The organism is uncultured Methanobrevibacter sp., from assembly GCF_900314615.1.
Classification (GTDB): Archaea; Methanobacteriota; Methanobacteria; order Methanobacteriales; family Methanobacteriaceae; genus Methanocatella.
On sequence record NZ_OMWA01000011.1, the window covers coordinates 56,490 to 76,905 of the forward strand.

Here is a 20,416-nt window from a genome sequence, read left to right on the forward strand (position 1 = left end):
TTGTGTTTTTTCCTACAAAATGCAGAAATAACACAAAACTTTATATACTAGTTTATGCATAAATTTAACCAACATGATGATACTTTGAATTTTTTAGGAAAATCATGTTAAAATAGTTAAGTTTATATACTATTATGAATAATGTAATATTGCACCTTGTATTTTGTAGAAAAATGCAAGAACTTTTAGAAAGTTTTTTTCTAAAAAAGATTGTTGAACAACACCACATAATGTGGATTTTTATAAAAAAATAGGGGTGATAATATGAACCATAACCATTCAATTAACTGGAGTGACAAGGTAAAAAGCCTTGATAAAAATATCAGAGATGAAATAGGCATCGAAGGTGAAAACGAAGCCAAGCACATCCTGATTAGAGTGCAGACAAAATCCGCCGAGGCGATTGAACCTGCATTCATTGTTGGAGAGGATGAAACATTTCTCGACCTCTTTGTACTGTCCGCCCAGGGACACGGAATAACTTCAACTGCAGTGCTCAAGGACAACATTCAAAGTGTCGGAGTCATAGGAGGGGTGTCAGCAGAAAAGGTTGACCCTGCTGAAATACCTGAAAGCAGCCTTCTCGATGATGTTGATGGATTATACCAATAGAATGCTTATTTCAGCCACCGCATTGTTTAGGGAAGCTCACCACTTCCCACACTAAACCAACTGAGGCGAAAAATCATGAAAAAAGTCAAATTAGCACAAATTGCTGAAATCTCAACAGGCCTTTCATACAGAAGATATCTGGATGATGAAGGTAAGGAATTTGATGTAATACTTCAGAGATCAATAAAAAAAGACGGAATAATTGAAGATTTCGAAAAAGTCAGAATGAATCCCAAATACATTAAACCACACCATATCACCAGACCTGGAGACATTCTGATGAAAATGCCATATCCCTATGATGTAGTCTGCGTAAAGGAAAAAGGACTGGTTGTAAGTGACAGGATAGCTATCATACGCCTCGACAAGTTTAACCATCCACCATTCATAGCTCACCTGCTCACCAACGCCCATGTTCAAAAGCAGCTTTATGAGCTTGCAAGTGCCGAAAGGATTGCTCATGCATCTCTCACACAAATCAAAGAGCTTGAGCTTGTCCTTCCAGACCTAATAACACAGAAAAAGTATGCAGAACTCCTTGATACTATAAACGAAAAGATCATCGAGGATTTGAAAGTAGTCGAATATGACCGAAGACTTAAAGAGGGAATACTCAACGAACTATGGGGTGAAATGCCATGAGGAATAAATACTCCAACAATCTTCGCAATTTAAGGACAATTATCTCTAAAATCCGCCAGATTCGCATAACTCCCGATATCTCCTATATGGTGGCCTACACATTTCTTTATAAATACTGCTCAGATTCACTGAAAGAATATCTCCTGATGCTGATTGAGGATAAGGCCATAACTCTGGATGAGGCATACTCTGACGAAAAGTGCCTGAAAATGTTTAAATCCCAGTCAATCCAGAAACACGGATTTTTCATAAACAGTCCTGACTGCTTTTTTGATGAGGTAATAAACAGGAGCTTTTCTGAAAATTACTTTGTATATACATTCTTCAAATCATTTTCCGGAAGTATAGAGTTTGGTGAGAAATCAAACTATGAAAAATACTTCCATTTCATATTTGACGTATTAAAGGATGTTGTCAACTTCAACAAATATGAATTTGAAGGGGAAAACCATATCATTGTCAAGGATATTGTCTATGCCATATCCAAGATGGATGTTTTTGAAAGGGAATATCCCTTCGAAAAGGTATTTGACAGACTGTGCGAGTCACGTCTTTTTAGAATTGACACTGATCCGGATTATATAACTTCAATTCTATCATCTCTGATAGCTGAAAGCAGATATTCAATTGGCGATATCTACAATCCATTTTTAAACGATGCATCAGCACTGATTGATCTTTCTTACCGCTATAATGCAGGATTCAGACATATCTATGCAAGAAGCAATGACAGATTAACATACTGCACAAATATCGTCAAGTTCACAATTGGATATTATGATATGGATAGCGTATTTCTCGAATTCGGCTCTCCTTTTGAAGCAATGGATATTTCCGGAAAATCCTTTGACGTTATAACTGCAAGAATTCCTCCAATCACAAATAAAAATTTTCAAAGACTCAGCAGGGCTCAAAGCATGGAGATTGCAAAGCAGAACAAAAGAAAAGAGCTTCAAAGTCTCCTGGCAGATAACTTCAACATTGACGAAGAGTCATTTTCAAATGATTCGGAGCTAAATAGCACTATCGAAAGTCTAGTTGACAAGATTGACCTTGAAGAGGAATCAAAAGTCCAGTTTAGAGGAGAATATGCAAGCCTGCAGGATAATGAATATCTCTTTTTGATTAATCTTATCAACTCTTTAAATGATGACGGAATAATGGCTGTTGCAATGTCTCAAAGCATTCTTTTCAAAAACACACTCAGGACTTTAAGAAAATATCTCACATATGAAAAAAACTATATCGATGTTATAATCAACATCCCGAATGAGCTTTCAAGACGCAAAAGCTCAGATATTGTAGTTATATTTAAAAAGGACAGGGTTTCAGATGACATTCTTTTTATAGACATGTCAACAGACTACAACCTCAAAAAAGAAAGATATACTGTTCCGGGACTTTTCAAAAGGAATCTTACATTTGACTTGGAATCCCTTAAATATCTTGTAGATGTCTATAAAAAACGTGAAATTGTGGATAAATACTCAAGTATTGTCAGTATGCCGGAAATCTGTAAAAATGATTTCAATCTGTCAATTTCAAGATATGTCGATACCTTTGAAGGGGAATTCATCAGACTTGAAGATTTAAAAAATGAAAAGAAAGAAATCACATTAAATATCAAAAAATTAAATTTAAAAATAGATAGGATGATGGATGAGCTGAATCTTAGAAAATGATTCTCTCATCAGCTCCTTCGCCATTTTTGTCGTTAATAGCAATTTTTTCAGATGCGTTTTTAAAGTATGACATGTGTATCATTTCATCCTGGTAAGTGTAGATTTTTCCAAGACCTTCTGAATTTTCAAATTCAAGCACTTCTTCCATGCCGTTGCTTTTTCCTGCATTAAACTCACTGTCTAAAGCATCTGAAACAAGACTTTTTGCCTCATCGGTGTTGATTGTAAAAACTGAATCGTTAATGTTAATGTCAATCAGATAGCTTTTTAAAATCTTTTCATGGTATTCCTTATAGATTGGGGAATTTAAAAAGATTTCAAAACCTTTAATTTCACCGTCAACAATTATCACAACACCGTTCTGTTTATCTTCAATTTTAAAGTGGGTTAATGCTTCATCAAGGTCCATTTTTGCATTGTCATAGCTTTCACTCATTGCCTGTGTCGGGGAAGAAAATGACCTTTCGACTTCAAGGCATTCTATTGAATCCCAGACTGCCTGCTGGTCGCTCATATTATTTCTGCTTGCAACTTCTTTTGATGAACGTGTTCTGTAGTTTGCCATATAATTGGACTGTACAAATTCATGCTTGTAGCCCCAGCGTCCATGTTCTGTACAGTTGACAGGAATCGGCTTTTCACTCTCAGGTGCTATAAGAATTGTTGCACTGACAATACGATTCTGGTCACCTCCAATGATTTCTTCACCGTCAACTAAAATAAGGGGAGTTACTGAGCTGTTTTTAACAATCAGGGTATTTACAGTTGAGTGTTCACATTCCTTAACTTCCACAAGGTCCAGTTCAAAACCTTTTTTAAGGGTCAGTATGTCGAATTTATATGATGGGGGAGTCATTACTGGAATTATTGTAACGTTTCTATGTGTTTGAGGACTCATCAGTGTGATGTCATCTCCTGCAATCATTTACATTCCTCCGAAATGCTTTTTAATGAAATCCAAATCGATTTTTGCTTCGTTTTCAACAAGATAATGTACGTCACTTTCAGGATCTTCCACTTCTTTTATGTATTCATCGGCAGTGAGAATTTTAGCAATTGCAGTTGATCCGCTTACGAATTTGATTGATGCGAAGTATTCGTCATTGATTTTATCGTATAGTCTTCCTGCACTCATTGTTCCTTTGATGACGGTTCTTGTGCTGTTTGCTATGTATCCTATTTTTCCGAAATATCTCATTTCACATCTTATAGCTTCGGTATCGTATTTGTTGTCAGGTTCCTTTACAAGCTTTACGATTCCGTTAAGTTTCAATGGCTTTTCACCATGCAGGTCATTAAATGATGTTATTGTAATGTACATATTATCACCTTGTGTATATATTGTGAATTTTTTAATATTTAAATGTTTCTAAAGAAATTGTTGATATTTTCCCTGTGACCTATAAAGAGTATCAAATCATCTTCCAGGAACTTGAAATCCGGTTTGACTTCAATAAAAGTATCTTTTCCACGAACGACTCCGGTTACCTTCAGATTATGCTCTTCAAATGGGAAATCGTCAAGATGGGCATTTTCACTGACTCTTAAGGAGTCGATTTCCAGATCTGTGTATTTGTGGTTGAGGTATGTCTCGATGTCTTCGCTTGTAACGGTTCTGAATGCATCATAGTTGTCTGACCTTAAATCATTCAGGGCATCAGCAATTTCATCTGAATCCTTGTTGTAGTAGTCCATGATTCTTGTAAACATCATAATACTTGTTTCAAACTCTTTTGGAATTACCTCGTCAGCTCCTGCCTCAATTACTTCGTTGATGTTTCTCAGATATTTTGTACGTACGATAATGTGGATGTCAGGATTAAGGCGTCTTGCAGCATCGATTGTTTTAAGTGTTCCCTCATAGGTGGATGCTGAAATGACTATGCACTGAGCTGAGGTAATGTTGAGCTCTTTTAAGACACTTTCGTTTGATGCATTTCCGTAAATGATAGGTATTCCCAAAGCCTGCTGGTTTTCAACAATGACTGGATTCATGTCAACGATGCGGTAGGGAATCTTGAATTCACTGCAGGCCTTTGCCATCTGTTTTCCGTTACGCCCCATACCTACAAGAATTACATGGTCTTTAATTTCACGGGGACTTTCTATCTCTTCAGGAAGGCTTTTAAGATCACTGTCAACCTTGAAGTAGTCTATTCTGGATATTGCAGAAACGATTTTAGGCGTAAGCTTTTCTAAAAACGGTGTTGATGACATTGTAAGGATGCTCACACCCAGAAATATTGAGAAAAACTCATTTGTCATAAGTCCATAGGTCATTCCTTCACGGGCCAGTACAAAGGAAAATTCCCCAATTTGGCTTAAAAGGATTGCAATACTGACTGATATTTTTGTAGGCAGTTTAAGAGCCATTCCTGTTATAAGTGTTGCTGTAAAGTTGATAAGTAATATTACAACTGTCAGAGCAATGATAATGCCTATGTTTGCAAGGAAAAGATGGAGATTGACCATCAGACCGATACTTATGAAAAACAGGCTCATGAACACGTCCTGGAAAGGCTGGATGTATCCCAGTGTCTGGTGGGAATATTCGGTATTTGAAATGAGAAGTCCTGCCAGAAACGCTCCAAGTTCGGGTCCGATTCCGATAAGGCTTGTTGCAAATGTTGTTCCCATGCAGATGAACAGTGTCAGAAGCATAAAGAGATCCCTGTTTTTTGTACGGGCAGAATCTCTAAGGGCAAGAGGTATGAACCATTTTGCTCCAACATAGATTATCACTGCCAATCCCAGATATTTTAAAATCAGTGTCGGAAGTGCATTTATGACTAAGTCCTGGCCTCCTAATAATGGGGTAATTAAAATAACGATAATTACTGCAATATCCTGGAAAATCAGAATACCCAGTGTCACTCTTCCCTGAACTGAATGGGTGATGCGCTTTTGCTGCATGACTTTCATCACAATTGCTGTTGATGAAAATGCAACGAGAAGTCCTAAAAATACGGCGCTGTTTAAATTCAGCCCTAAAACAAGGCCAAGCAGTGTTATCAGGGCGGTTGTAATGACTACCTGCAGTATCCCTCCAACAAGAGCATACTTCTTGATTGCCGAGAACTTTTCGGCTGAAAACTCAAGACCGATTATAAACAGCAGAAATATCACTCCAAGCTCAGAAAGGCTTGAAATCATACTGGTGTCGTTAATTACATGTCCCAGTACGATTCCTGTTATAAAAAGGCCAATCATTGTTGGCAATTTAAGTTTATTGAAAATAAGCAGCACGAATACGGCTGTTATAAGAATCATTGATATGTTTTTAAGCAATAAAATATCCATTTTTTCCTCGTGTTTAATTAGGTATATTAAATCAATATATTGTCAGTTATATATTTTTTACATCAATATAATTTTAATTAAGTGTCAGGTAATAGTTAAAGTAATGCTGTGGTGTTAAAAAGAAAAAGGTGTAGTAGATTTAAATTCTACTAACTTTAATTAAAGATTCGACAGGAATGCCTTCAATTTCTGAAAGTCCCGCTTTATCAATGAGGACAACAACGCATGTTGGCTCTCCACCTAAATCTTTTACTGTGTGGATTACTTCACGTGCTGTTTTTCCACTGGTAATGACGTCATCTACAATAACGACTTTTTTGCCTTCGACAGTTCCGAAGTTGGTACTGATTGTTCCTTCGTCATCGCTTTCATCAGTATCTTTTCTGTGTTTGTTAGGGTGGAAAATAGCAAGGGATGTGTCGAATCCAGTCAAGTCTTCTAAAAATTCAGTCATTACGGTTGCAAATGGAATACCGCTGACTGCAATTCCGCAGACAACTTCCGCATCACCATGTGCAATTGCCAAATCGCTTAAAGCGCCTGAAACATAACTTAAACGGGTTGAATTTCCGCCGATGCTTTTCCAGTTAATTGCAAAGTCTCCAGGAGCTTCAGCTTTTACTTCAGCTGTTTTTTGAAGGGTAAGCCATCTGGCAGTGTCCATACTTACATTAAGTTCGTCAGCAATTTCTCCGGTTGTAAATCCGTGTTGTCTAAGTTCTTGAGCCTTTTGAATTAATTTTTGTTTCACACTATCACCTTATTCCAGTTCATCAAAACTAATTGGTTTATGTTCTTTAGAAGATCTGTTAGCAGCAATAACCATTTTAAGAGCTTTAAGTCCATCTTCACCTGTAATTTCAGGTTCCAAATCATTCACAACAGCGTTAAGGAATGATTTTAACTCTCCTTTCAATGGTTCTTCATGTTTGATTTCAATATCCTGAGCGAATTTACCGAATACTTCAATACTTTGTTTGATGTAGTCAACGGAAATGATTCCTGCAGTACCGGTAAGTTCCAGTTCTCTACGTTTGTACGGAGTTAACCAGTTTACTTCAATAATACCTGTTGATTCGTTTTCAAAGTTAACCATAATCTCTGCATGGTCTTCAAATTCAGAGTCGTCAAAACTGCAGTTCATTGAACCGTATACCTGAATGACTTCTTCTTCAAAGAGATAATTCATAATGTCCAAATCGTGAATAGCTAAATCGATTGATACTCCTACATCCTTGATTCTTGGTGGGAGAGGTCCTACTCTTTTTGCAAATGCTGATACTACATCTCCAATTACTCCGTCATCAATAAGTTCTTTAGCTTTTTGAACTGCCGGGTTAAATCGCTCTACATGTCCGGTTGCAAGCATTACTCCAGCTTCTTTTGCAGCAGCAATCATTTCTTCTGCTTCATTTAATGTAAATGCGATTGGTTTTTCAACAAGTACGTGCTTTTTAGCCTTGATAGCTTCCATTACCACAGCATGGTGGAAAGTGGTCGGTACACATACGCTTACAGCTTCGATTTCCGGGTTTTTAAGTAGTTCGCAATAATCCGTATATCCTTTGGCACCATATTTTCTTTCTATTTTCTTAAGTGCTCTTTCACTAACGTCAGAAACAGCAATTAAATCTGCCTCTTCCATCTTATGATATACACGGACATGGTTTTCACCCATAGCTCCTACTCCGATAACTCCTACTTTAACAGTTTTCACTACAATTCCTCCGTTTATACGTAATCTTCAAAAGTCTTTCCAATGCGTCTCCCAAGTTCAAGCGCATTTTTGATGGAACCTTTTTCAGTCTGCTTTTTAAGGATTTCTCCTTCTTTAGTTAATAATATTGAATAAATATTAAATTCTTTATCTCTCACACGTGCAATTGCTCCAATAGGCCATTGACACCCAACTCCAAGCTCTTCAAGCACGCTTTTTTCTGCAAGTACTTCCTGCATTGAAACATAATCATTCAATTTTTCAATAGTCCTGTTGAATTCACAATCCTTTCTGGTAATGATGGCCAGAGCCCCCTGACCTGCAGGAGGTGTAATGTAGTCCAGCGGAAATACGTCTTTGATGTATTCTGTCAGATTCAACCTTTTCAGTCCGGCTTCAGCCATAATTGTCCCATCCAAATCACTGTTTAAAGCCTTGTCTATTCTGGTTTCAATATTTCCACGAATAGGTTTAAGCTCGAAATCCTTTTCGTAGTGATTTAAAAAGGCCTCTCTTCTAAGGCTGCTGGTTCCCATTTTGGATCCAGGTTCCAGTTCATCCCAGTTCTTGTGAGATATGAGGACTTCATGTGGAGATTCACGCTTTGGAACAGCAACAATTCTTAAATCTTCGTCGAGTTCTGTTGGCAAATCCTTAAAACTGTGTACGGTAAAATCAACTTCCTCTTCAAGAAGTGCAATATCAAGTTCCTTGGTGAAAAGACCTTTGGAATCCATATTGTATAATTGTGAGGTGGTAATTTTATCTCCTTTAGTTTTAATAACTTCTACATCAATTTTCTCACCTGTAATTCGAGACAGGTCTCTACAGACTTGTGTAGTTTGCGCTAGAGCCAATTTACTTCCACGAGTTCCAACAATCATTATTTAAATCTCCGAATTTTTCTTTTCTAGAAAAATTAATTTTTACTAGAATACAAGTTGATACTTGTAACTAGTCCTACATTGTTAATTTTTATAGCTATTTATTATTAAATGTTTCAATTTTTAGTATAAAATAGTTGTAATTTATCTCTGTGAAACTTTGCTGTAATTGGAGCGGTAGATAAACAGAAGATTTTTACCGTCCCGTTTTGCCATATCAAAAATATTAGTGTAATCGGCCATGACTTTAACGTCGCGCTTCATCAGTGAAGCTATTGAAGAACCGACGTCTCCTGTAAGTATAATATCACAGTTCAGACTGTCCAGGTATTCGCTAACTTTTAACTCATCAATTTCTTCACATGTAATTCCATAGTCACCGCCAACTGCAATGTAATAGGAGTCCAAATTCCTAATCATGTTTATAGACTGCTTTATGGCTTCGGTATTTATGCCTGGATTAATCTCTTCAATTATAATAAATTCTCCATTACTTCTTTTATTGGTTCTTCCAGTAATTCCATTATAATTTCTTAATCCTTCAGCAATTTGTTTTTCATCAATTTCCAAAACTAATGCGGTCAGTACAACTCCCAATACGTTTGAAACGTGATGAGGTCCTGGTGCAAATGTTTTAACCGTTAAAGCACCTGATAAATTTTGGCCTGAAATTGTGGTTATTTCACGGTATTTTATCCGGATTTCAGTTCTGTCAAGTGAAAAATCAACCTTTTCGACATAGAGATTTGCACTTTTGTCGGTAAGTGAAAACGTGCTGATGTGGGGATGTGAAACATCACTGTAGTACTTATCATAAGCTTCCTTTTCACACACTACATTAGGGCATCTGAAAACCTGCCTTTTGGCCTGACTTGCTGTTGATTTTTTCTTAGCTATTGAGTAGTTTTCAGAGATATTGGTTAAAAGCCCCACATCTCCAACACCGCTTACTCCAAGTGATGATTCAAATATTGCTGATGAGTATTTTCTGAGGTTTTCACTTTCAACATGACCTTCAGCGATTTCACATACAGGATTTGCAATCTTATATGCAAGATCAACTGTCTCTTTTATGTTTGCAGGGGTGATTGAAATGTTTTTCTTAAGTATAATCTCCTTGCCGTTTTCATATAAAATGGCGCCGAGGCTTGATAAAATCAGCGGATTTTCACTGATCATGATTTCTTTAAGCATAAAAACAGAGCTGGTCTTTCCTTTAACGCCTGTAACTTCAACAACAGGGATATCATCGCCCCAGCCCTCAAGAATTTCACATACGGCTTCATGATGTGTTAAAAAGGTATAATTTAAATTCGGATTGTTTTTTGAAATTTCATCTCGGGTTAAAGGAAGGTGAACCGGATAAATTATCTTCAAATCATCTTCAAAACCGGCCAAATCAGATAAATCCTCAAGCAGTTCGACACCGTAGGCTTCAAGCATCTGCATGTCGGCACTTTTTAAAGTTCCGTAAATGTCATAGGCATAAACATTTTCACCCTTCTTTTTAAGGCTTACGGATATTTTTACTCCTCCGTGAGTGAGATCAATTACAAGATTATTCATTTGCGCACCCGTTGGAGTTATTGATGCCTCCAGCGTTCAGTTTGTCTTTAACTTTCTTGTAGAAGTATTTGGATGATGTTCTGATGAAGTATGCAGGCTTGTCGGATTTCTTGAATTTGATTTCCTCTTCGTATTCAGCTTCCTCGTTTCGCTGACCATCCATAACAAATACTGCTGTTTTTCCCTTTTTAAGCAGTTTTACTGTAATTTCACTGTTGTCAGATACGATAAACGGTCTTGCTCCAAGCTTGTAAGGACAGATTGGAATGATAATGAATCCTCCGACTTTAGGATCAAGAATAGGGCCTCCGGCAGACATCGCATATGCTGTAGAACCGCTCGGAGTTGAAATGATAAGTCCGTCAGCTCTGACCTCATCAATGATTTCTCCGTCTACCTTAATCTCGAATTGGAGCATCTTGGCGGTCTGATTGGTCATTATAACCACTTCATTGATTGCTGAGTAGTGGTTGTTTTCGTGGGAGACTACAAGCCGTGTTCTTTTCTCACGGTAATATTCTCCTTTAAGGATTTCATCAAGGGCGGTGAATGTGTCTTTAACTTCTGTGTCTGTTAAAAATCCGACAGTTCCCATGTTTATACCGAATATTGGTATTGTAGGTTTCATTTTGGCCTGTGCACGGAGCAGTGTTCCGTCTCCTCCAAGAATGATTGCCATATCGCATTCAAAGTCATAGATGTTTCTTGAAAGGGTATCATAGTTGATTTTGAAGTTGATGTTTGAAAACTCGTCTGCAATTTCAGGATACGCCTTTTTGGCATTTTCAATGACTTCAGATAACCTTGGACTTTCAACAAGTTCGATAATCTTTCTTGAAACACTTTTTTCAATAATCACTTCACGTCCGTTGGTTAGAAGATAGTCAACGAGCTTTGCTGCAAAAAGCACGGCCTTGTCCTGGTCGATTCTTCCCACAATTCCGATTTTACCGATTACGTCAGTCTGATTGTCATTTAAAATATCAATCATCTGCTTGTGAAGTATTGTGGTGTTTGCTGCAACGACAATTGTCTTTTCATAGATGCTCAATGTGTTGTTCAAGTTTTCACCATACTTATCGGTGATTATTCCGCCGGCTTCTTCAAGAATAAGTTTGGCAGCGGCAATGTCAATTATTCGGCTTCCCCTAAGGTCAATGAATGCGTCATATCTTCCGCTTGCAACATATGAAAGTTCCAGAACTACGCTTCCAAGCACTCTCATTCTTCTTGCATTATCAACAAGTTTTGATGCCTGTGATGTTCCGCTTTTGGTAAAACCTCCAAGGGTCATGTTGCTTATTCTGACTTCATCGCTTGGATGAACCCTTTTATTATTGAGCCAGCATCCTTTTCCCTTTTCGGCTTCAAAGAAGTTACCGTTTGCAAGGTTGCTTATAAAAGCAAGTTCGACGTCATTCAATGTTGCAACTCTTCCGTCCGGTACGCTTGCAACGGCAAGTGAAATTGCAAATGCCGGAATTTCCTTGATTGCATTGCTTGTTCCGTCAATAGGATCAACCAGAAAGATGAATTTAGGTTTTTCATCTTCTGGAATGTCAGTACGTCTAAGCTCCTGAGTAAGGGAAACGCTTCTTTTTGTTCCTTTACCTAATTTCAGCTCACCGATTTCCTCACTGACTATATAAGAATAAACTGGTGCTTCCTTTAGTATATGCACAACTTTTTCTTCTGATATAACATCAATTAAGGAAGTTGGTGTTCCGTCAGCACCTATCTTTACCTTTTCACCCGCTTCAGGTTTTCCAAAGTAGGGCCTTGTTGCTCGGCTTACTTCCTTAATGATTTCATATGCAAGGTCTGTTGCAATTTTTTTGTCCTTAGCATCCATGTTTTCACCGTTTTTTGTTAATAGTTATTTTTGAATAATTTCATCTGTAATGTAGACTACGCTTGATACGACTGATGCGATTTCTTTAACTGTGGTTGTTGAGGGATTGATGATCAGTTTTTTGATTTCAACGTCACGTTTTTCCATCATGTATCTTGCCATAAATTCAGCTTCATCAACAAGCTCATCAGGGTCTTTGTTGATTCCTGATGTTTCAACAACGCATCCTAGTCGCTCTCCAATTGCTATGGCTGTTACTGCGGTTATTTCATCGCCGGGATTATCTGAAGTAACACATGAAAGAACGCAGTTCACCATGCTTCCTGGTTTCAATTCAGGCAAATCCACAATTTGGGCATTGCCTGCAAGCATGCTGGAAACTTTGATGAGATTTACATCTCCAATTCCGGCATCGCTTAATGCATTGTCAAAAGCGTTCAATTTTGTTGGGCCTTCATCTTTTCCATTAACAATAGCTATTTTCATAATAATTATATTTAGTTCAATTAGGTTAAAAATATTTAGATTAACTATTTAAATGCTTAATTTTATAAATAGTATATATTTTGGTGATTGTAATGAAAGTATTAGGAATTAATACAAGTCCAAGAAAAGAAAGTAACGTAAGAATTGCTTTGGAGACTGCCCTGAAGGCACTTGAAGCAAAAGATGTCGAATGTGAAATTGTTGATGTTAACGCAATGGTAATCTCCCCATGTCAGGGTGACAACTACTGCAAAGAACACGAATCCCAGTGCGCTTTAAACGACGATATGGTTGATATATACGAAAAAATCGAAGAGGCTGACGGAATTATTCTTGCAAGCCCAATATACTTCTGTGACGTAAACGCACAGGCAAAAGCTGTAATTGACAGGTTGTATTCCTATTTCATGGATGAAACCTATCAGGAACTTTTCTCTTCCAAAAAAGTATCCATCATTGCAACTCATGGAGCTGCACCTTTAGAAGCATTTGAAAGTTCCCTCAACACTCAGATGGCAGCATTTCAGGTTTTAGGATTCCAGCCGGGCGATATCCTTGCACTCAATGACAACAATGTTCCGGGTTCAATAAAAGACAAAGCTGAACAGCTCAAACAGGCTAGCGAACTTGGTGAAAAATTATTATAGTGAAAAATTCTTTTTCACTTTTCCTTTTTTTATTTTTAAAAATTTTTCAATTTCTAAAAACCGCTGAAATAAACGAATACTTTATATAAAATAGGAAATATAGTTTATATTAATCTAATAATAATGCTTATTATAAGATTAAAAACCGGTTTTTAATTATGGAGGAAAATGAATGTCAACAAAAGTTGTAGAAATTAAAACATTAAAAGTTGGAAAATACATTGTATTAGGCGGAGAAGCTTGTAAAATTATCAGTTACACTACTTCATCCCCAGGTAAACACGGAGCTGCAAAAGCTAGAATCGAAGCTGTAGGTATCTTTGACAACCAAAAAAGAAGCCTCGTAAAACCTGTAGATAACAAAGTAGATACTCCTATTATCGACAAAAGATTAGGACAAGTTATTTCAATCCAAGGTGACACTGTTCAGTTAATGGATATGGAAAACTACGACACCATTGACTTACCAATGCCTGAAGACTTAAAAGACTCTATCGTTGAAGGTATTGAAGTTGAATACATTGTCGCTTTAGGAAACATGAAAATAATGAGAACTAGAGGATCTAACTAGATTCCTTTTCTCTTATTTATTTTCCTTTAGAGATTAATTATGCTTTTAAATACTTACGAACCGTGGAAATTTGCATTCTCTCAAGAAATTGAGGATATAAAGGAAAATTCATTTGGATTAATCGGAGTTCCATTTGACAGCACTACTTCTTATCACTCCGGTGCACGTTTAGGGCCAATTGTTGTACGTGAAGCTTCATTTGGTTTTGAAAAATTTAATACTGTTTTTAACAAGGATTTGGATACTGATTTTTATGATTTCGGTGATGTTAACGTTGTTCCTGGAAACTGCCAGAAAACATGCAACATCGTTGAAGACACAGTCAATGAACTACTTGATTTGAATCTAAAACCTATAATAATCGGCGGAGAACATTCTGCATCAATCGGAGCAATCAAGGCTTTGACTGACAGATATGAAAAGCTTACTGTAATACATCTTGATGCTCACAGGGACCTGGCATTTGATTTTGTAGGTGAAAAGTACTCTCATGCAACCGTAATGAGAAGAGCTCATGAAATGGGAGCAAATCTTGTACAAATTGGAATTAGATCATCTTCCAAGAAGGAAGAGGAATTCGTAAAATCAACATATGACATCCAGACATTCAGAAACAGAGATGTCCATAAGCATATGGATGCAATTGAGTATTATCTGGTAAACATTGACGGACCTATTTATATATCAATAGATATGGATGTAATTGATCCTGCCATTGCGCCAAGCGTTGGAAACCCGACTCCCGGCGGACTGGAAGTATTCCATCTTGAAAAGATTCTTGAAACATTATGCCACAAAAATATTGTTGGTTTGGATGTCGTTGAAACTGCTACAGATAAGTTGGGAGACAATACTGCAGTTGTGGCGGCTAAAATCATTTATGACTTTTTAACACTGATTGAATAATCTTTTTTTTAAATTCGTATTCACTTCTTATTTTATAAAAAAATTGTTCTATGTTTGTCGATTTATTAGATAATTTGCGAACGATTATTGATGTGCTTGAAATTGTTTTGGAATTGGTAATTGTCTAAAATAACATTCAAATAGTTATTTGTTTTTAAATTTAGGCATAACTAAATATAACTACTTTTTTTAGGTAAAACAAAGTTTAAATCAGTTACTTTTATATATAACTTCTTTACAATTATAATTAAGAAATATAAAATCATAGTGATTTTAATTAAATATTTTGTCGCCATTTTTTCCTGAGAGGGAATAATCTATTCTGGGCTTAGATTATTCTCTGCAGGGTAGACTAAAACAAGTACTTTTTTTTAAAATTAATCATTATAATCTTTTTCTACTTTGTCCAAGTAATATTTACCTTTCTCGGTAATGCTGTAGAATCTGTAACGTTTATCTTCCTCGTTAAGGCATTCTACAAGTTCAACATCCTTGAGGGTTTTTAGATATTTTGAAACGTGGTTGCTGTTGTCATCAATGTCTTTGCTTATTCTTGATGGTATCTTATCTTCACGTTCAAGTGATTTGAGCACTTTGATTCTTTTTTTGGACCTTGCAAGTAGAGATATTATGCTCATATCGTCCTTTTTATTCATGTTTTTAAGTTTGATTTAAACTTTTTAGTAGATATCTATACGCTATTAGCATGCTAATAGCAATACTTATATGTTGTGTGTAATATATTTATTATTACCGAATTGTGGTGTTTTGCTATGAACAAAAAGATTTTAGTCGCAATTATAATTCTTGCCATTGCTTTGATTGTGTTTGTATTTCCTGTGAACCTCTTTGCTCAGGATTTTGACGGACATTTCACCATGAATGTTCCGGTGGGAAAACAGTATCGTGATATATCATATTGTCTTCCAAACGGAGGATTAGGTTCTGAAGCCGAATATTGGGAAGTTAATGCAGGCTGTGATATAGAAGAGGGAGATATAGTGGTCTATTATTATAATAACTCTCTTTTGGCTGAAGGGGAGTCAAATGCATGGCAGCATGCTCTCAATGGACTTACAACATCTTATCTATATCAAAGGGCTTCAAATGATGGCAATCTGGTTGTCCTGACCAATGATATTGATATGAAAAAAATGCCTCCATATTTGGTGGGAAAATCAAATGAAGATGGCAGTGAAGCTGTTTTTGTTGGTGGCAAAAACCTTGATGATGTTAAAAGGTATGCAAACACCATTGAATTTTTAAATTAGGTGGGAAAATGTTAGTGCGTAATTTAGACTTTTTATCAATCCCGAAAGAATTTTCAAAAGTTGAAGTTGAAATTCATGATAAGCAATCCATTTCATTGGTTTACATTGAAAATAAAGGTTATTCTCTTGTTTTAAAAGATGACAATAAAATTGATTCAGTCTTTTTGCTTAAAACTGATATTCTTCCAAACAATGTCAATGATCATCATGACAGGGAAGATTTCATAAATATCATTAAAATGTTGCTTGACAAGATTTATTCCGTTGCTGATATCAAGGAATACGAAAAGCAACACCAGGAACATGTATTTTTAAGGTTAATGGACATGCTGACTGACGGGGACGCTGTTGATGTGATTACAGAAGAAAATTCAGACATATATTCAGATATTGAAAAAGGATTCATGAAGCTTGAAATTGATATTCTTGAAAACAAAATCAATGCTTTGAATTCATCTCTTTCAGACATGTCAAGCAATTTGCAGAATACTGTAAATGAAATTGAAGAAAATACATGGGGAAATAAGATTAGAAAAACAATCAATCAGCAGTAGGTGATTTAATGGTTAGATGCAGCAAATGCGGATCTGAAGTTACAGGTTCAGATTTTTGCTTTAATTGCGGAGAAAAAGTTGAAAAAGCAGAAGCAGATTCCGGAATCTGTCCTAAATGCGGAACTCAAAATAATAAAAACACAAACTTCTGCGTCGGATGCGGATACAGGTTGAATAATGAAAAAACAATGTCATTCAGCCAGCAGGAGTGGACTGCAAGGCGTGATGAAATCCTTGACAGGTATGATAAGCTTGCTGAGGAATTCGGAATTAAAGGTGAAGACTACTTTTTAACAAGTGTGAGAAGATTCAATAAGCTGGAACAGGGCACATCAAAACATAAGACTATAAATGCCCTTTTTACAGACAGATACTTATTTGACTCAGCAGGAATTCCATTTTTGAATGTTTCAAAAATATTTGGAAACGAAACAATAATTGACGGATTTTTCATGATTAAAGAGGACAAGTTCGTTTTCATGGAAATCGACAACAGGGACTGGGAAAAAGTCAATGCAGGTATAAACAACTTCTATTTTGACAAGATTGTTTCAATGAGAGTTACATTAGGTTTAGGTGATGAAAGCAGATATGAAGACATTACCAAAAGGGCACCTACTTCAGCTCATGACATCAAAAGAGTAATTCAGAATGATATCCAGTCTCTTAAGGCAACAAGATTCAAGGACATGATTGCAAACAATGACAGTGCAGACATGTTCGACAGATTGCTCATAAAACTCGTTGACAATACATTCTATGAAATAAGACTTCCAAGCTATCAGTTCGGCCAGAACTTAATTGATTTATTCGAATCCTTAAGAGGTCAGCCTCAAAAGGTCATTGTTGAAAATCAGTCTCAAGAACCAAGCAAAGCTCAGCAAATCAGGGAATTTCAGGAACTCCTTGAAAGCGGAGCAATCACTCAGGAAGAATTTGACCAGCTTAAAAAAGATTTGCTGTTTAATTAGGTGTTATGGATGGTTAAATGCAGTAGATGTGGTGTTGAAAACAAGGAGACTTCTGAATTTTGCCATAACTGTGGAAATAAACTGCTTGGCTCTTCAGATATCAAGGATACTATAAAATGCAGCGGTTGCGGTGCAGAGCTGAATGCAAATGCAACATTCTGTCCTAAATGCGGAAAAAAAGTTGAGGATGCATCTGTCTGCAAATCCTGCGGTGCTGAAATTCCTGATGGTGTTGCATTCTGTCCAAATTGCGGAACAAAAGTAGAAAGCAATCAAAAAAATCAAAATGCATGCACAAACTGTGGAGCTCCTCTTGAAGAAGGGTCAATATTCTGTCCTGAATGCGGAAGCAATGTTCAAACAGGAATAAAGAATCAAAATCCTGTTCCTGCAAATCCTCAGATAAATCAAAGTTTTCTTGACAGGTTGGATTTCAACATTCTTTTAAAGCCGACAATTTTTGCAGTAATATTTGCCCTGATTTTAGCTTCAATTGGGGTTGTAATAGGATTATCAAGGCTTTCATTTATCCTTGCAGTAATAATAAGCACAGTCTTTTTCGCAGGACTGATAAAAGACGATGCAAATGCAATTGTGATGGGATTATTCACCGGTCTTATTTTAGGCCTTCTTGAAAATCCGATTATACAGTTTTGGCTGGGAATTTATGCTGCAGCTGCATATGAATGGTTATTCGGAGGCCAAATTCTCTTTTTAATTATATTGGGAATAGTATTCGCATTTATTGGGAATATGTATTTCAAACAGAATATTCAGGAATTTTCACAAAAACACCTTAAATGGTTGTTGAATTTATTAAATTAGGGAGGTAATTAAATGGAAAAAGATAATGATTATGTCGAACGTCTGGAAAAAATCATTGACAAACAGGATGATTTGCTTACACATCTTGATGCAAAGTTCGACCAGCAGCAAAAGATGAACGATGAGCTGTCAAAGCAGAATCATATCTTAAGGGAGGATATAAAAAAGCATAAAACTCTCCTTATGGACATGAACAAAACTGTCAATCAGCACAAAAATGTAGTTAAAAAATTGAAAAAAGAACTTGAAGACCAGCTTAAAATACAGCAGGACCTTCACAAGGACTACGGTGAAGTGATAAAAGAACTTACAGATGAACTTGAAGCTGAACAGAATAAAAACAATGCTAATGTTGTAAAAGAGGAAAAACCTAAAGATAAAGATTCATCAAAAAAATCATCCAATAAGGTTGAACTGCCTCCAAAAGAGCATCAGACAGATTATGTTGCAAGTGCTACAAATCTCTTCAGCGACATGAAGGAAAAATCATCAGAAGCCGCAGGAAATCTGTCCGCTTCAAAAAATGATGAAACTCCAAAAGAACAGCCTAAAAAAGACGATAAAAAAGTATGTCCAAGCTGCGGAGCTGATGTTCAGGAAGGTTATGTATTCTGTGAGTCATGTGGTACCAAATTAAATTAAGGTGTTTGATATGGGTTTTTTTAACAACATGAAGAATATTAAAGACAAAGCTTTGGAAAACGAAAAAATCCAAAATATTGAACAGCTTCAGGTAGTCTTTGATGCAATTGACGATCAGGCAGAAAAGGAAGATGAAAAAAACCAGAAGGAGAAGGAATATTACGAAAGCTTAACTCCTGAACAGAAAATTGAATATAATCGTATCAAAAAGAGAAACAAGAATCTTAAAAGATTGGGAATGTATGGTCTGACTGCTGCAGGAATGGCAACCGGTGTTGGAATTCCTGTAATGATGGCTGCAAATATAGGAACAATACTGGCTGATGACAGTCTGACTTTTGATGAGGAAAAACATGAGGAAAAATTAAAAAAATCAACCAGAAAGGCAAAAAGGGCCGTTCAGGGAAATCCTCAAAAACAGAAAAAGAAACCTCGTCAATATTTCACAATAGATTATGACAAAAATGGCCTGCCTCAGGTTTCAACTTTGGTGGATTTTGATCCATATCTTTTGGATTTCAGATATGAAGAATTAATAAGGAAGTAGTGATATTATGGCAGATGAAGAATATGTTGATTTAGACGGTGACGGTTACAAGGAAAGTATAGTGTCAGATCAAGATGGTGACGGTAACTATGACACTATTGAAAGTGATACTGACGGTGACGGATATACAGATACTATCATGGTCGATACTGATGGTGACGGTTATGTGGATGCAGTGGGCGTAGATACTGATGGTGACGGTGTAGTCGATTACGTTGAAGCCGACACTGATGGTGACGGATATGCTGATTTTGCAGCTGCGGACACAACAGGAGACGGTGAATTTGATTCATATGCATATGACACCAACGGTGACGGGTATTACGATGCAGTAGAATATGATACCGATGGTGACGGAAACGTTGACTATGGTATTTATGATACTGACGGTGACGGATATGCTGATTTTGAAGCGGCTGATACTGACGGTGACGGTTATTATGATACCTATGCAGCAGATACCAATGGTGACGGTTATGTTGATTTTGTAGGTCAGGACACTGACGGTGATGGAAACATTGACATCGCAGCAGCAGACACTGACGGTGACGGTTATGCAGATACTTATGCTGCAGACACTGACGGTGATGGAAACTTTGACACTTATGGATTTGACTATGATGAAGACGGTGAAATCGACGAATATGGCATCGATGAAGACGGTGACGGTGATATAGACTACTATGAAGACGATATCGATGATGATGTATTCGATGACTTCTTAGATGATGATATGTAGGT

General features: G+C 36.7%; 23 protein-coding genes. 13 read left to right on the forward strand and 10 right to left on the reverse strand.

The genetic code is table 11. From position 1 onward, the window contains the following. Positions 1–264 precede the first annotated feature (264 nt). The 3 genes from QZN33_RS04810 to QZN33_RS04820 all read left to right on the forward strand — a co-directional run bounded on the left by QZN33_RS04810 (position 265) and on the right by QZN33_RS04820 (position 2,936). Positions 265–612, forward strand: coding sequence for a hypothetical protein (locus tag QZN33_RS04810; RefSeq protein ID WP_296789819.1), 348 nt, complete (start codon positions 265–267; stop codon positions 610–612). Between the two features lie 75 nt (positions 613–687). Further along, positions 688–1,254, forward strand: a complete 567-nt coding sequence (locus QZN33_RS04815) for a restriction endonuclease subunit S (protein WP_296789820.1) — start codon at positions 688–690, stop codon at positions 1,252–1,254. Next, positions 1,251–2,936 carry an N-6 DNA methylase gene (locus tag QZN33_RS04820; RefSeq protein WP_296789821.1) on the forward strand — a complete coding sequence of 562 codons (1,686 nt, stop codon included), beginning with the start codon at positions 1,251–1,253 and terminating at the stop codon, positions 2,934–2,936. The genes QZN33_RS04815 and QZN33_RS04820 overlap by 4 nt, the downstream gene beginning before the upstream one ends. Here QZN33_RS04820 and QZN33_RS04825 read toward each other — a convergent pair. The 9 genes from QZN33_RS04825 to QZN33_RS04865 all read right to left on the reverse strand — a co-directional run bounded on the left by QZN33_RS04825 (position 2,926) and on the right by QZN33_RS04865 (position 12,741). Further along, positions 2,926–3,861 carry an ARPP-1 family domain-containing protein gene (locus QZN33_RS04825; protein ID WP_296789822.1) on the reverse strand — a complete coding sequence of 312 codons (936 nt, stop codon included), beginning with the start codon at positions 3,859–3,861 and terminating at the stop codon, positions 2,926–2,928. The two genes, QZN33_RS04820 and QZN33_RS04825, sit on opposite strands and share 11 nt — an antisense overlap. Then, positions 3,862–4,257 carry an HIRAN domain-containing protein gene (locus tag QZN33_RS04830; RefSeq protein ID WP_296789823.1) on the reverse strand — a complete coding sequence of 132 codons (396 nt, stop codon included), beginning with the start codon at positions 4,255–4,257 and terminating at the stop codon, positions 3,862–3,864. Between the two features lie 38 nt (positions 4,258–4,295). After that, positions 4,296–6,206 (reverse strand): cation:proton antiporter, encoded by a 1,911-nt coding sequence (locus QZN33_RS04835; RefSeq protein ID WP_296789824.1) that lies wholly within the window; start codon positions 6,204–6,206, stop codon positions 4,296–4,298. Between the two features lie 169 nt (positions 6,207–6,375). Continuing rightward, positions 6,376–6,987, reverse strand: coding sequence for an orotate phosphoribosyltransferase-like protein (locus tag QZN33_RS04840; protein WP_296789825.1), 612 nt, complete (start codon positions 6,985–6,987; stop codon positions 6,376–6,378). Positions 6,988–6,996: 9 nt separating this feature from the next. Beyond that, positions 6,997–7,953 (reverse strand): Gfo/Idh/MocA family protein, encoded by a 957-nt coding sequence (locus QZN33_RS04845; RefSeq protein WP_296789826.1) that lies wholly within the window; start codon positions 7,951–7,953, stop codon positions 6,997–6,999. Between the two features lie 14 nt (positions 7,954–7,967). Next, positions 7,968–8,837 (reverse strand): hydroxymethylbilane synthase, encoded by an 870-nt coding sequence (hemC, locus tag QZN33_RS04850; protein WP_296789827.1) that lies wholly within the window; start codon positions 8,835–8,837, stop codon positions 7,968–7,970. Between the two features lie 144 nt (positions 8,838–8,981). Continuing rightward, positions 8,982–10,403 carry a coenzyme F430 synthase gene (cfbE, locus tag QZN33_RS04855; RefSeq protein ID WP_296789828.1) on the reverse strand — a complete coding sequence of 474 codons (1,422 nt, stop codon included), beginning with the start codon at positions 10,401–10,403 and terminating at the stop codon, positions 8,982–8,984. Beyond that, positions 10,396–12,255: a bifunctional NADP phosphatase/NAD kinase gene (locus tag QZN33_RS04860; RefSeq protein ID WP_296789829.1), complete on the reverse strand. Its 1,860-nt coding sequence runs from the start codon at positions 12,253–12,255 to the stop codon at positions 10,396–10,398. The genes cfbE and QZN33_RS04860 overlap by 8 nt, the downstream gene beginning before the upstream one ends. Positions 12,256–12,279: 24 nt before the next feature. Next, positions 12,280–12,741, reverse strand: coding sequence for a pyruvoyl-dependent arginine decarboxylase (locus QZN33_RS04865; protein WP_296789830.1), 462 nt, complete (start codon positions 12,739–12,741; stop codon positions 12,280–12,282). 92 nt (positions 12,742–12,833) lie between these two features. Between QZN33_RS04865 and QZN33_RS04870 the strand changes: the two genes are divergently transcribed. The 3 genes from QZN33_RS04870 to speB all read left to right on the forward strand — a co-directional run bounded on the left by QZN33_RS04870 (position 12,834) and on the right by speB (position 14,865). Next, the gene (locus QZN33_RS04870; RefSeq protein WP_296789831.1) at positions 12,834–13,388 is read left to right on the forward strand and encodes a flavodoxin family protein; all 555 of its coding nucleotides are present in this window, start codon (positions 12,834–12,836) and stop codon (positions 13,386–13,388) included. A gap of 172 nt (positions 13,389–13,560) precedes the next feature. After that, positions 13,561–13,959, forward strand: coding sequence for a translation initiation factor IF-5A (locus QZN33_RS04875; protein ID WP_296789832.1), 399 nt, complete (start codon positions 13,561–13,563; stop codon positions 13,957–13,959). A gap of 39 nt (positions 13,960–13,998) precedes the next feature. Beyond that, positions 13,999–14,865: an agmatinase gene (gene speB / locus QZN33_RS04880; RefSeq protein WP_296789833.1), complete on the forward strand. Its 867-nt coding sequence runs from the start codon at positions 13,999–14,001 to the stop codon at positions 14,863–14,865. Positions 14,866–15,242: 377 nt separating this feature from the next. Here the strand turns inward: speB and QZN33_RS04885 are convergent, their stop codons facing one another. Beyond that, positions 15,243–15,521: a winged helix-turn-helix domain-containing protein gene (locus tag QZN33_RS04885; RefSeq protein WP_296789834.1), complete on the reverse strand. Its 279-nt coding sequence runs from the start codon at positions 15,519–15,521 to the stop codon at positions 15,243–15,245. A gap of 117 nt (positions 15,522–15,638) precedes the next feature. Between QZN33_RS04885 and QZN33_RS04890 the strand changes: the two genes are divergently transcribed. The 7 genes from QZN33_RS04890 to QZN33_RS04920 are packed head-to-tail and all read left to right on the forward strand — an operon-like array spanning position 15,639 to position 20,414. After that, positions 15,639–16,136 carry a hypothetical protein gene (locus tag QZN33_RS04890; RefSeq protein WP_296789835.1) on the forward strand — a complete coding sequence of 166 codons (498 nt, stop codon included), beginning with the start codon at positions 15,639–15,641 and terminating at the stop codon, positions 16,134–16,136. An 8-nt stretch (positions 16,137–16,144) separates the two neighbouring features. Beyond that, positions 16,145–16,690 carry a hypothetical protein gene (locus tag QZN33_RS04895; RefSeq protein ID WP_296789836.1) on the forward strand — a complete coding sequence of 182 codons (546 nt, stop codon included), beginning with the start codon at positions 16,145–16,147 and terminating at the stop codon, positions 16,688–16,690. Between the two features lie 8 nt (positions 16,691–16,698). Further along, positions 16,699–17,661, forward strand: coding sequence for a zinc-ribbon domain-containing protein (locus QZN33_RS04900; RefSeq protein WP_296789837.1), 963 nt, complete (start codon positions 16,699–16,701; stop codon positions 17,659–17,661). 9 nt (positions 17,662–17,670) lie between these two features. Further along, complete coding sequence (locus tag QZN33_RS04905) at positions 17,671–18,486, forward strand: zinc-ribbon domain-containing protein (RefSeq protein ID WP_296789838.1); 816 nt, start codon at positions 17,671–17,673, stop codon at positions 18,484–18,486. 12 nt (positions 18,487–18,498) lie between these two features. After that, positions 18,499–19,128: a zinc ribbon domain-containing protein gene (locus QZN33_RS04910; protein WP_296789839.1), complete on the forward strand. Its 630-nt coding sequence runs from the start codon at positions 18,499–18,501 to the stop codon at positions 19,126–19,128. Positions 19,129–19,138: 10 nt separating this feature from the next. Beyond that, positions 19,139–19,675, forward strand: a complete 537-nt coding sequence (locus QZN33_RS04915; protein ID WP_296789840.1) for a hypothetical protein — start codon at positions 19,139–19,141, stop codon at positions 19,673–19,675. A gap of 7 nt (positions 19,676–19,682) precedes the next feature. Continuing rightward, positions 19,683–20,414 (forward strand): hypothetical protein, encoded by a 732-nt coding sequence (locus QZN33_RS04920; protein ID WP_296789841.1) that lies wholly within the window; start codon positions 19,683–19,685, stop codon positions 20,412–20,414. Positions 20,415–20,416 lie beyond the last annotated feature (2 nt).

Excerpts from the sequence above, each read along its gene's own strand:
- QZN33_RS04810 (WP_296789819.1), top strand. The coding sequence starts at position 265 with ATGAACCATAACCATTCAATTAACTGGAGTGACAAGGTAAAAAGCCTT.
- QZN33_RS04815 (WP_296789820.1), top strand. The coding sequence starts at position 688 with ATGAAAAAAGTCAAATTAGCACAAATTGCTGAAATCTCAACAGGCCTT.
- QZN33_RS04820 (WP_296789821.1), top strand. The coding sequence starts at position 1,251 with ATGAGGAATAAATACTCCAACAATCTTCGCAATTTAAGGACAATTATC.
- QZN33_RS04825 (WP_296789822.1), bottom strand. The coding sequence starts at position 3,861 with ATGATTGCAGGAGATGACATCACACTGATGAGTCCTCAAACACATAGA.
- QZN33_RS04830 (WP_296789823.1), bottom strand. The coding sequence starts at position 4,257 with ATGTACATTACAATAACATCATTTAATGACCTGCATGGTGAAAAGCCA.
- QZN33_RS04835 (WP_296789824.1), bottom strand. The coding sequence starts at position 6,206 with ATGATTCTTATAACAGCCGTATTCGTGCTGCTTATTTTCAATAAACTT.
- hemC (WP_296789827.1), bottom strand. The coding sequence starts at position 8,837 with ATGATTGTTGGAACTCGTGGAAGTAAATTGGCTCTAGCGCAAACTACA.
- cfbE (WP_296789828.1), bottom strand. The coding sequence starts at position 10,403 with ATGAATAATCTTGTAATTGATCTCACTCACGGAGGAGTAAAAATATCC.
- QZN33_RS04860 (WP_296789829.1), bottom strand. The coding sequence starts at position 12,255 with ATGGATGCTAAGGACAAAAAAATTGCAACAGACCTTGCATATGAAATC.
- QZN33_RS04865 (WP_296789830.1), bottom strand. The coding sequence starts at position 12,741 with ATGAAAATAGCTATTGTTAATGGAAAAGATGAAGGCCCAACAAAATTG.
- QZN33_RS04870 (WP_296789831.1), top strand. The coding sequence starts at position 12,834 with ATGAAAGTATTAGGAATTAATACAAGTCCAAGAAAAGAAAGTAACGTA.
- QZN33_RS04875 (WP_296789832.1), top strand. The coding sequence starts at position 13,561 with ATGTCAACAAAAGTTGTAGAAATTAAAACATTAAAAGTTGGAAAATAC.
- speB (WP_296789833.1), top strand. The coding sequence starts at position 13,999 with ATGCTTTTAAATACTTACGAACCGTGGAAATTTGCATTCTCTCAAGAA.
- QZN33_RS04885 (WP_296789834.1), bottom strand. The coding sequence starts at position 15,521 with ATGAATAAAAAGGACGATATGAGCATAATATCTCTACTTGCAAGGTCC.
- QZN33_RS04890 (WP_296789835.1), top strand. The coding sequence starts at position 15,639 with ATGAACAAAAAGATTTTAGTCGCAATTATAATTCTTGCCATTGCTTTG.
- QZN33_RS04895 (WP_296789836.1), top strand. The coding sequence starts at position 16,145 with ATGTTAGTGCGTAATTTAGACTTTTTATCAATCCCGAAAGAATTTTCA.
- QZN33_RS04900 (WP_296789837.1), top strand. The coding sequence starts at position 16,699 with ATGGTTAGATGCAGCAAATGCGGATCTGAAGTTACAGGTTCAGATTTT.
- QZN33_RS04905 (WP_296789838.1), top strand. The coding sequence starts at position 17,671 with ATGGTTAAATGCAGTAGATGTGGTGTTGAAAACAAGGAGACTTCTGAA.
- QZN33_RS04910 (WP_296789839.1), top strand. The coding sequence starts at position 18,499 with ATGGAAAAAGATAATGATTATGTCGAACGTCTGGAAAAAATCATTGAC.
- QZN33_RS04915 (WP_296789840.1), top strand. The coding sequence starts at position 19,139 with ATGGGTTTTTTTAACAACATGAAGAATATTAAAGACAAAGCTTTGGAA.
- QZN33_RS04920 (WP_296789841.1), top strand. The coding sequence starts at position 19,683 with ATGGCAGATGAAGAATATGTTGATTTAGACGGTGACGGTTACAAGGAA.